5 protein-coding genes are annotated in these 9,333 nt (G+C 60.3%); 2 read left to right on the top strand and 3 right to left on the bottom strand.

Going from position 1 to position 9,333, the window contains the following annotated elements; all coding sequences use genetic code 11:
• Positions 1-305 precede the first annotated feature (305 nt).
• Genes NZK35_RS09500 through NZK35_RS09490 form a run of 3 tightly spaced genes read right to left on the bottom strand, consistent with a single transcriptional unit; the run spans position 306 to position 6,555 of the window.
• Entirely contained in the window at positions 306-2,159 is a 1,854-nt protein-coding gene (locus NZK35_RS09500) for a GTPase domain-containing protein (protein ID WP_259632298.1), read from the bottom strand.
• Complete coding sequence (locus NZK35_RS09495; protein WP_259632297.1) at positions 2,152-4,278, bottom strand: hypothetical protein; 2,127 nt, start codon at positions 4,276-4,278, stop codon at positions 2,152-2,154. Before NZK35_RS09495 ends, NZK35_RS09500 begins: the two co-directional genes overlap by 8 nt.
• Positions 4,279-4,287: 9 nt before the next feature.
• The gene (locus NZK35_RS09490) at positions 4,288-6,555 is read right to left on the bottom strand and encodes a serine/threonine-protein kinase (RefSeq protein ID WP_259632296.1); all 2,268 of its coding nucleotides are present in this window, start codon (positions 6,553-6,555) and stop codon (positions 4,288-4,290) included.
• Positions 6,556-6,824: 269 nt separating this feature from the next.
• On the opposite strand from NZK35_RS09490, the gene NZK35_RS09485 reads away from it, so the two are divergent.
• Together NZK35_RS09485 and NZK35_RS09480 are read left to right on the top strand one after the other, a co-directional pair.
• Complete coding sequence (locus NZK35_RS09485) at positions 6,825-8,441, top strand: sulfatase (RefSeq protein ID WP_259632295.1); 1,617 nt, start codon at positions 6,825-6,827, stop codon at positions 8,439-8,441.
• A gap of 112 nt (positions 8,442-8,553) precedes the next feature.
• Positions 8,554-9,150, top strand: coding sequence for a hypothetical protein (locus NZK35_RS09480; RefSeq protein ID WP_259632294.1), 597 nt, complete (start codon positions 8,554-8,556; stop codon positions 9,148-9,150).
• Positions 9,151-9,333 lie beyond the last annotated feature (183 nt).

The following is a 9,333-nucleotide window of genomic DNA, read 5'->3' as shown; positions in this document are numbered from 1 at the left end:
CGACAGCCCGCTCGCGCCGTTCCGCTAGAGGCGTCACCGATCGCCGTCTCACACCACCGCTAATTCTCTGTCGGATCGATTCGGCGATCTTCCATCGACGAGCATGCAGCGGCTGGGCATGAAATCACAACTGACATCAGCCGATTCGCCTACGGGTTTGGATACCGTTTTCAGAGCCGTTGCAGAACGGGCCGCGCTGGAGGATTGGCCTGCTGACTCCGCCGGCGGAGCCGGCGGGGGTGGCAAGCAGGATGCTTACCCCACTCTGTGATAGCCGGCGTGGCAAGCAGGATGCTTACCCCACTCTAGCGCCGACCGGCGGACACCAGGAACTCCGCGTCGGTCAACAGCGGATCGTCCCAGCGGAGGCGGAGCACGCGGTCTTGTTGCAATTGCGTGATCGCATCTTCATGACCCTGGCGAATGGCTTGTTGGGCGCGCTGTGTTCGGCCGTTGGACTGCGCAACCGACAGCGCAATCATGGAAAAAATCGCGGTCGGCAATAACGACAGCACCAGACTGGTGAGCACCATCGCGAATTCGGGCTTAGGAAAATGCTCCAACGGATGTTGCGTCTCTCCGGCTTGTTGCGTTGAGACCTGGATCAGGGTTTCGTAGCTGGCTGTCAAGTATTCACCGTACAGGGCGACAAACGGGCCGGCCATCAGAAGCCAAAAGATCAGCGTGCCGACGATGGCCATGATCATGGCGGTCAACTGTGAGATCGAGTTTTGCTCGACCGCGTCTTCGAAAATCTTGTGCGAGCGTTCTTGCAGGGCATCGATGCCGGCAAGCGAGGCGACCTGTTGGGTCTCGGAGTGTGACGTGACGCGCAACGGCTCGCCGGGGAGTGACTTGCCGTCGTCACGCTGATCGGCGTTTCTCAGCAACGCCAGCTCCTCTCGAAATTGTGCCGCCAGCGGCCCCAGTCGATCGGTGACTGCCGCGGCACTGCGGCGTTGCAGCCCGTCACGAAGTTCTTCGTTGGCGTTACGATCCGATGTCAGACTGCGGGTCGAGGTCCAGATCGTGCTGACCAGCGACGGAAGCGATCCCGAGAGCGACAACAGCACGCGATCCCAGGCACCGTGCGTCAGGTTCAGCAGTCCCAAGACCGAACGGTAGGGAAACCAAATGGCACCGGTCGATGTTAAGAGTTTCAAACGCAATCGGCTGCGCACGGCGGCCTGCATCGGCCCGTCGGGCCCGATCAGCGTTTGTGCGACTTCGCCCGGAAGTTTCGTCGCTTCGTCGTTGAGTCGATTGACCGCCCGGGTCAGGCCCGGCAGTTCGTCGGCCAATAACGCGCTGAGTGCGGATCGGAAGCGACCGTCCAAGGCCGCCAGACGCGTCGATTTGCGTCGATCGCTGTCGGGGTTGTTTTCCAATTCGATTTGCAATTGGCGGAGCAGCTCGGTGGCCGCTTGCGCACCGATCTGCTGTTCACTTTCGCCGCCCAGTTCAAAATCGGTGACCCGGACCGGGCGGGCGATGACGCTCTCGGGCGCGGCGGTCCGCAGATTTGCCAGAAAGGCGTCGATGTCCGCATGCAGAGCCGCGTCATCGACACCGATCGTATTGATCACGGGGATGACGATTGTGCCTTCACTTGCCACCGCAAGTGCGGCGGGGGTTTGGCCACGGATCTGATCGCGACGGACGACCAGCACGATGGCCGAGGCCAGCGAGAGCGCCCGTTTGGCGACTTCGGCGATCCCCTGCCGATTGTCGGTCGCCCCCGGCGCATCGACGAGCATGTAAGGGGTGCCGATCGGTTCCATGTCGGCCGAGGAAACTCGTACGAACCGTTCAAAGCGAGGGTCCAAATCAACCGGCGGATGCGGGCCGACCCAAACCAGTTCCTCCGTCGCCTGGTCGGCATTGTTGCCGCTGCGGATGGAAGCGGCCAGCGGTGAGCGTCGAATCAATTGCCGGATCAGCCACGACTTGCCTTGTCCGGTCGCGCCCACGACCGCCAAGACCAGCGCGCCGGCGGCCCGATCTTGTGAGATCAAGTGTCGCGCGCGAACGTGTTCACCACAAAGCGATCGAACTTGACGCCCCGTTTCGCTGTCACCCAATACCGAAGCTCCCGCGCGACGAACCCGGTTTAAAAACTCGTCGTCAGGGGTCACGGTGTCTGCGGAGGATTCATGCATGTTTGGACTCGCGAGGCAGGATCCCGTTCAATTCTTGACGAAACGTTTGGTTCATACGATAGACCGCGAGCGTCGCGTTTGCTCCGCCACCGGCGCCGACCTTTACATTCGGAGTCGGGAACAGGACGTTGGTTTGTTTGAGACGGATCGAAGGGAGCGGATTGCCGGGATCGATTCCGATTTGGTGGCACAGCAAGACATAGAACATCGACATCTGTTCGACCGCGGCCTGGGTGCTGAGCGTCTGGGCCGTCTTTCCGCCGGCCCAGTAGGCTGAAAAGGCGGTCAGTCCGGCGGCGGCCAGCAGTTCAACGACCGAGGCGTTGGCAACCAGAACGGTGGCGCCGAAATCGACCGGCAGCATCAACACGCTTCCGAAGGTGGCCAGCAGTGCAGCCAGCGGCGTCAACCCGAAGGCCAACTTTTTGTGACGCGGGATCTGACGCCACATCTCTTCGGCAACTCCTCGCAATTGATCGCTGTCGAACACAACGCGATCGTTCTCATGAAACGTTCTCAACACCTCGTGCATCGCCTGGGTCCAAGCGGCGGGATCGATCGGATCATTTTGCCCCTCAAACCAATGTGGCAAGGTCAATGGCGCGCCGAATCGTCGAAGTGACGTGTCCAGGTCTTCCGGATCGACGAGTTGGCCGACCTTCTTCGACTTGAATTTTTCCTTGATCGATTCGGCATAACGCTCCGCCATCGCGGTCGGAACGTACTGCTTGAACAAATCGGACGCCGCCTTGGTGCGGCCTTGGATGAACGTGTTGATCTTCACCCCCCAACGCGCATACCAGGGCGCCGCTTCGCAGAACGCGTCGGCCAGCTGCCGGACGATGCGTTCGGATTGGTGCATCCGAACCTCCGTGATCGCACCCCCGGTCGACTGTTTCGTGAACAGGCTGATCGTGGTGTCCAGCAGCGTTTGCCGGGCCCGCTCGGTCAACCGCAGCGATTGCTCGGCGTCCTTTTCGACCGCGGCCAACCCTATGTCCCAGACCGCGCGACGCAGCGCGGCGTGACGTCCCATCAAAAAACGATCTGATGATTCCGGGCGATCCAACTCGCGGGTCAGATGTGTCAACAAACGATCGCAGCCGATTTCTGCCGGCGGGTTCTCATCGGGCTGCGTCGAGAGAGAAAAGAAGATGGGCAGCGGATCGTCGCTGGGGTTTTCGATCGTGATTTCCTGGTCCCCGTCCTTGGCCGATTTCGGGATGAAGGGTTCGCTCTTGGGCAATTCGTAATCGTATGCCCCGTAAACTCGCTCGACGCCGAACTTGCTGGCCTGGGGCTCGAATGATTCCAGCACGTCTTCGGGGGTCTGCCCGGGACGGATCTTGTTGACCGCCAGCAAACGTGGAATACCGGGCATCAAATCCGAGATCGTTTGCAGAATGTCACCGAGTGAACGGTCTCGGGCCATGCTGGGTGTCGAGACGACCAGGAAGGCGCTGCAGAACGTCGATGCCTTGCCCAACAATTCACGTCTCCGTTCCGGCGACCCGACTCCGAAGACTTCATCGGAAACGATGTCGGGACAGTCCAGCAATCCGATTCCCAGATCATCGAGCGCCGGATCGGTCGCGACCAGCGGAACGCCCAACGCGTCGACGCCGCCGCTGCGGTTGTTGTATTGCTCATGCGCCTCTTCGGGCATTTCGGCCAACAGCTCGGGGGCGTGACCGACGGCGTCGCCAAAATCTTCCAGCAACAACTGCCACAACGCGGGTTCTTCACGCCATTTCTGGGGCAGCCACAAAACGAATCGGTGCGTGCCTTGGCGGTTGGCGACACCGCGCAACGTGCGGCCGCGACCGTGCCGGCTGAGCAACCCCGCGACCAGGCTCGTCTTGCCGCTGTTGAGCATCCCGGCGACGGCCAGCGTCGGATACTCGGCCAACCGGGCACCGTGGAAGACTTGACGTCCCAGTGAAACCACATCGCCGGCCAGATCGGGTTGGACGCGGCGGAGTGCCGAGAGGAAACTTTCGTTGCGGGGATCGGGGTACAGACGTTCGACCGCGGCTCGACGATCATCGTCTTCGAGTAACGCCTTCAAACGTGGCCAGTCGACCTGGGTCGGGGGTTTTCGTCGTTTGTGACCAAACATATCCGGTGTTCAGCTCGCCGTTGATTGGGCCAGTGGGCTTGCCGCTGGACGTTTTTCGTTCACGGCGGTGTCCCCTTGGGTGCCTTCGGCCGATGGGTTGTCTTCGCTCAGTTCAAAATCGTCCAAGTATGGGCCGTCGAAAATCTCTCGCCACCATAAAGCAGCATCCGCTTGCGTCCAATGGGGACTGTCCGCACAAGCCAACAGTTCGCTTGCCAGTTGCTGAGCGGACTGGGGCCGTGTTTGCGGATCCAGATGCAGGCAGCGCAGCAAGACCCGTTGCAGATCCTTCGCCAGCGGGACGCCGATGCGTCGCTCCGGAGATTCCGGTTCCTCATGCAACTTCTTGGCGCACACGTCGGTCGCCGATTCGCCTTCCAACGGAGCGAGACCGCAGAGCAGATTATAGCCGACCGCACCGATCGAATAGATGTCGCTGAGAACCCCGGCCGAGGCGGCATCGCGAATCGCTTCGGGTGACATGTAAAGCGGGGTGCCGGTCAGCGAATCGACACGCGTCAATTGGATCGAGTCGTGGTCGATCTGTTTCGCCAACCCGAAGTCGAGCACTTTGATCAAATCGTGAATCCCGCTGCGTGAAGTCAACAGCACGTTGGCCGGTTTGATGTCGCGGTGAATCAAGCCCGCCGCATGCGCTTCGGCGATCGACCCGCAGATCTGAAGCAACAGGTAAATCACTCGCTCGGCTGGTTGACGTCCGTAGTAGTCCACCAGCTGTTCCAGCGAGATCCCTTCGACATACTCCATGACGTAAAAGAACGTGCCTTCGTCGGTTCGTCCGAAGTCATAGATCTCGACGGTATTGGGATGTTTCAAGCGTGCCGACAGTTGAACTTCACGCTGAAACCTGGCCAAGGATCGCTCGGTCGCATCGGCATTTTCAAGGACTTTGATGGCGACTTTGCGATCCAGCAAACCGTGCTCGCCCAAATACACGGTGCCCATGCCGCCGCGTCCGATCCGCTGTTGTAAATCGTATTGCCCCAGTCGCCGTTTCAGTTCTTCCACTCGGTCCGCGCTGATGTCGCGCGGTCGCGTGATCCACACCAACCCCAACAGAATCGCCGCGGCGATCGAGACGGCGCCGAAGAGTGCGAGGAACGAATTGCGTAGGATCCGCAGCGAGGCAAACGCTTCGTCGACCTCCAACTCGCTGGCGATGCCGAAATGATATTCGGAAAGCCAAGTCCACGCGCCGACCACGGGAACGCCTCGATAGCCGTTGTATCCGACCACATTCGAACCGACCCCTCCGCGCGTCGCATGGTCAGCCATCAACGTCAGCGGCCAGCTCGCCGGTTCTCCCGACACCGAGTTCCGCGCGCGAATGTCCACGCCGGGATCGCGGACATGAATCTTCAGCGGACTCGTTTCGCCTGGCGACAACAATCCCGCTTGGGTCAGCTGCGATTCGAAACGACTGCTCGAAATCATCACCGCGTGGCGATCGAAGGCATAGGTCTCACCCGAGCTGCCCATCTGCGCGACCGACAGGATCTTGCTGAACTGTTTCGACGGATCGATCATCAACGCCACCGATCCGGTCGTCCTCAGGTCGTCTCGAACGGGCGCGACCGCACACATGACCGCCATCGGATCGGTCGGCGTCTCCTCGGCGCCCCCGCGGTGCGTTTCGATTTCAAACGGGCGCGTGACGGACACGGTACCGGCGGTCAATCGCGCGAACAATTCCTGGCCCTGTGGGATGGTGCCGCCGTTGAACCGTGCGTCACTGGAATCCAGCACACCACCCAGCGGATCCACGATCGCCCATCCCAGGTAGCCCGCGTCACTGAGTCGAGCCGTCAGGGCCTGCAAGTCTTCCGAACGGTTGGGCGCCCGTTCGATCGCCGCCCCGAGAGGACCTGCCGGTTGAGTGGCTTTGGAATGCTGTTGGAGCAACTCGATCGCGTAACGACGCAGGCCTTCCTCGCCCGCGTAAAGTTTTGCCGTTTCACGCTGGTCGGCGAGCCACAGTTGCAACGCGTTGATGTTGGCCGCCAGCACGGTTTCCAACGAATTGCGAATGCTGCCCCGAACGCTCTCACGCACCAACCAGCCGACATACAGCGTTATCCCTAACAGGACCGCGACGACCAGGGACGCAATCAGCGGGGACAAGGGGCCGGCCGGAGCCTGCCGAACGACACTCATGATCGTCGACTGACCGAGTCCGCGCCGCGCGCGCGGGGAACCGTCCAGTGTTTTCCACTGCGAGCGTGTTTCTTGACTGCGGTTTCCGTTGTCTTGGGGCATCGTCACAGTATACGAACCGGAGGGGACCGCACGAGCGGCCAACGTCCACTTGTTCCCAGGCTCCGCCCTACGCCGTGAACGACTTTTTAGCGGTAGGGCGCGAGCCCTCCGGTCTTTCACGGTGTTTTTGAAGCGCAACCGGACGGCTCGCGCCGTTCCGCTAACACCTTCCGAGCCAAAGTGAGTGCGACTAGGCACGCGTGCGATTCGACTATGATAGTCTGCTGCAACACTCCCAGCCCGATTCCTCGTGTTCCCCCGCTCTCTCCATGACACATCGGTTCGTCTTGATCGATCGTTGCCCACAAATCAAAACGCTGTCGCTCGCGATCGGCCTGACCTGGGCAGGCTTGGTGTGCTCGCTATGCCTCCGCCCCGCGTCGCTTTTTGCCGCTCAACCCAACGTCGTCCTGATCCTGATGGACGACATGGGGGCGATCGACTTGTCCGGTGAAGGCAGTACGTATTACCAATCGCCGCGGATCGATAGCATCGCCGAACAGGGGATGCGTTTTCGCAACGGCTACGCAACCTGCTGTGTGTGTAGTCCGTCCCGCGCGAGCATTCAATTGGGAACGTTTCCCGCTCGCAACGGCATCACCGATTGGATCGGGGCCAAGACGGGACTCGATTGGAAGCGTCCCGACCGTGTGCTGCCGGCGGAGTACGTGCACGCCTTGCCGCATGACGAGGTGACGATCGCCGAGGCGCTTCGTGAAGGCGGATACGCCACCTTTTTTGCCGGCAAGTGGCACCTGGGTGACAGGGGGTCGTGGCCGACCGACCACGGTTATCAGGTCAACAAGGGCGGACACGACAAAGGCAGTCCACCGGGAGGGTACTTTGCCCCGTACAACAACCCGGTGCTCAGCAGCGGCCCCGACGGTGAATCGCTGCCGATGCGTCTGGCCCAAGAGACGGTGAATTACATCAACCAACAAGACGGAAAACCGTTCTTCGCGATGTTGTCGTTCTACAGTGTGCATGGTCCTGTGCAGACGCGCAAAACGCTGTGGGAAAAGTATCGCGAGCTCGCCCCGGAGCTGCCCCAGGGGCAGCAACGTTTTCAAGTCGATCGCACGTTGCCGGTACGCCAAGTCCAAGACCACCCCGTCTATGCCGGGATGGTGGAAACCGTCGACGACGCCGTCGGACGGGTGCTCGATGCCATCGACGCAAACGGTTTGACGGACAACACAATCGTGGTCTTCACCAGTGACAACGGCGGTGTCTCGTCGGGGGATGCGTTTTGCACGTCCAATTTGCCACTCCGAGGCGGTAAGGGGCGGCAATGGGAAGGCGGGATTCGTGAGCCGTTTTACATTCGTTATCCGGCCTTGGTTGCCCCCGGATCGTCCAACGACACGCCGGTGACCGGCGCAGATCTTTACCCGACGCTGCTGGATTTGTGTGGGCTACCGCTGCGGCCGACCCAGCACCGAGACGGTGTCAGTCTCAAGCCGCTGTTGACCGGTGGGACAATCCACGACCGACCACTGTATTGGCATTACCCCCATTACGGGAATCAAGGTGGCGAACCGCACGCGATCATCCGCCAGGACGGTTGGAAACTGATCCACTACTACGAAGACGGACGAAACGAGTTGTATCACCTGGCGAGTGATCCCGGCGAACAAAGCGATGTGTCACGCACCCAGCCCGCTCGCGCCGCTTCCATGTGGCAGCAACTGGACACTTGGTTGAACGAGGTGGGGGCGAAACGGCCTGAACCGGATCCACGCTATGATCCGAAAACCACCGAACTGTACTACGCGGAAAAACACACCAAGATGAAACAGCGGCTGGAGGAATTCCATTCGCGGATCTTGGAGGCTGATTGGCAACCAAATTCGGATTGGTGGGGAAGTCTTCGTGCGAACGACTGATTTTTGAGTATGCTAAATTGGTCTTGACGGCATCCAGGCCTTGCCGCTAGCTGTCGAAAGACGACATCGCGAAAACGGGTGATTCGCACTGTTCTATTTCGGGAGATCCATCATGGCGTCAGATTCCAGTCACGGTCCTGATAGGCACGGTAACGATGAACAGGGTGGGGGCGAACCTGATCACGAGGCACTGTGCGGTTCGACGGTCGAGCGATTCTTTCGCGGCATCAGCGAGTTTATCTTTCATACCAAACTCGGTGTCGCGGATGTCCAGCTGGTCGACTACGTCAGCGATTTGATGTTGCGATTTGTGCGAGTCGATTCGCTGTACTCGTTACGACAAAGCGACGGCATGCGAACCAAGCACGTCGTGCAAATGATTTCCGAAGCCGAACGCCGGATCGGTCTGGCCAAGCGTGAAGTCTATCGGCATGTCGGCGATTTCACGTTGTTCTGGTCGGGCATGTATCCGGAAAGTTTGTCGGCCAAGAAAAACCGCGGTGACTCGCCGGATCAGTTGATCGATTACTGCCGCCAAGGCAAACGCGCCTACGCGATTGCCGCGGAAATCGATGGCGGTGCCGACCGACCGTCTTCGGAGCTGATCCATCGCATGAGCGAGCACTTCGAAATGTGTGCCTACGGGCTACGCGAAGTCCGACGCCACTGGGAAGAAGACGACGACTCGAACGGTTTGTTGACCTGGTGAAGCATTGACCGGCGTGGGGCAGACTCGCCGACTCGTTCCCAGGCTTACGCCGTGAACGATTTTCTAGCGGCAGGGCGCGAGCGGGCTGTCGATTTAGTCGATGTTCCGAAATCAATGCCATGATGACAGCCCGACGCGTGAGCGAGGGGCGCCGCATGGCGCCCTTGCTAACGCGTGCGGGCT

The organism is Stieleria sedimenti, assembly GCF_025060895.1.
Lineage (GTDB): Bacteria > Planctomycetota > Planctomycetia > Pirellulales > Pirellulaceae > Stieleria > Stieleria sedimenti.
This window is presented reverse-complemented; position numbering and strand designations above follow the sequence as displayed.

What these genes read in the sequence shown, in the direction of transcription:
- NZK35_RS09500 (WP_259632298.1), bottom strand. Translation starts at nt 2,159, where the DNA reads ATGCATGAATCCTCCGCAGACACCGTGACCCCTGACGACGAGTTTTTA.
- NZK35_RS09495 (WP_259632297.1), bottom strand. Translation starts at nt 4,278, where the DNA reads ATGTTTGGTCACAAACGACGAAAACCCCCGACCCAGGTCGACTGGCCA.
- NZK35_RS09490 (WP_259632296.1), bottom strand. Translation starts at nt 6,555, where the DNA reads ATGCCCCAAGACAACGGAAACCGCAGTCAAGAAACACGCTCGCAGTGG.
- NZK35_RS09485 (WP_259632295.1), top strand. Translation starts at nt 6,825, where the DNA reads ATGACACATCGGTTCGTCTTGATCGATCGTTGCCCACAAATCAAAACG.
- NZK35_RS09480 (WP_259632294.1), top strand. Translation starts at nt 8,554, where the DNA reads ATGGCGTCAGATTCCAGTCACGGTCCTGATAGGCACGGTAACGATGAA.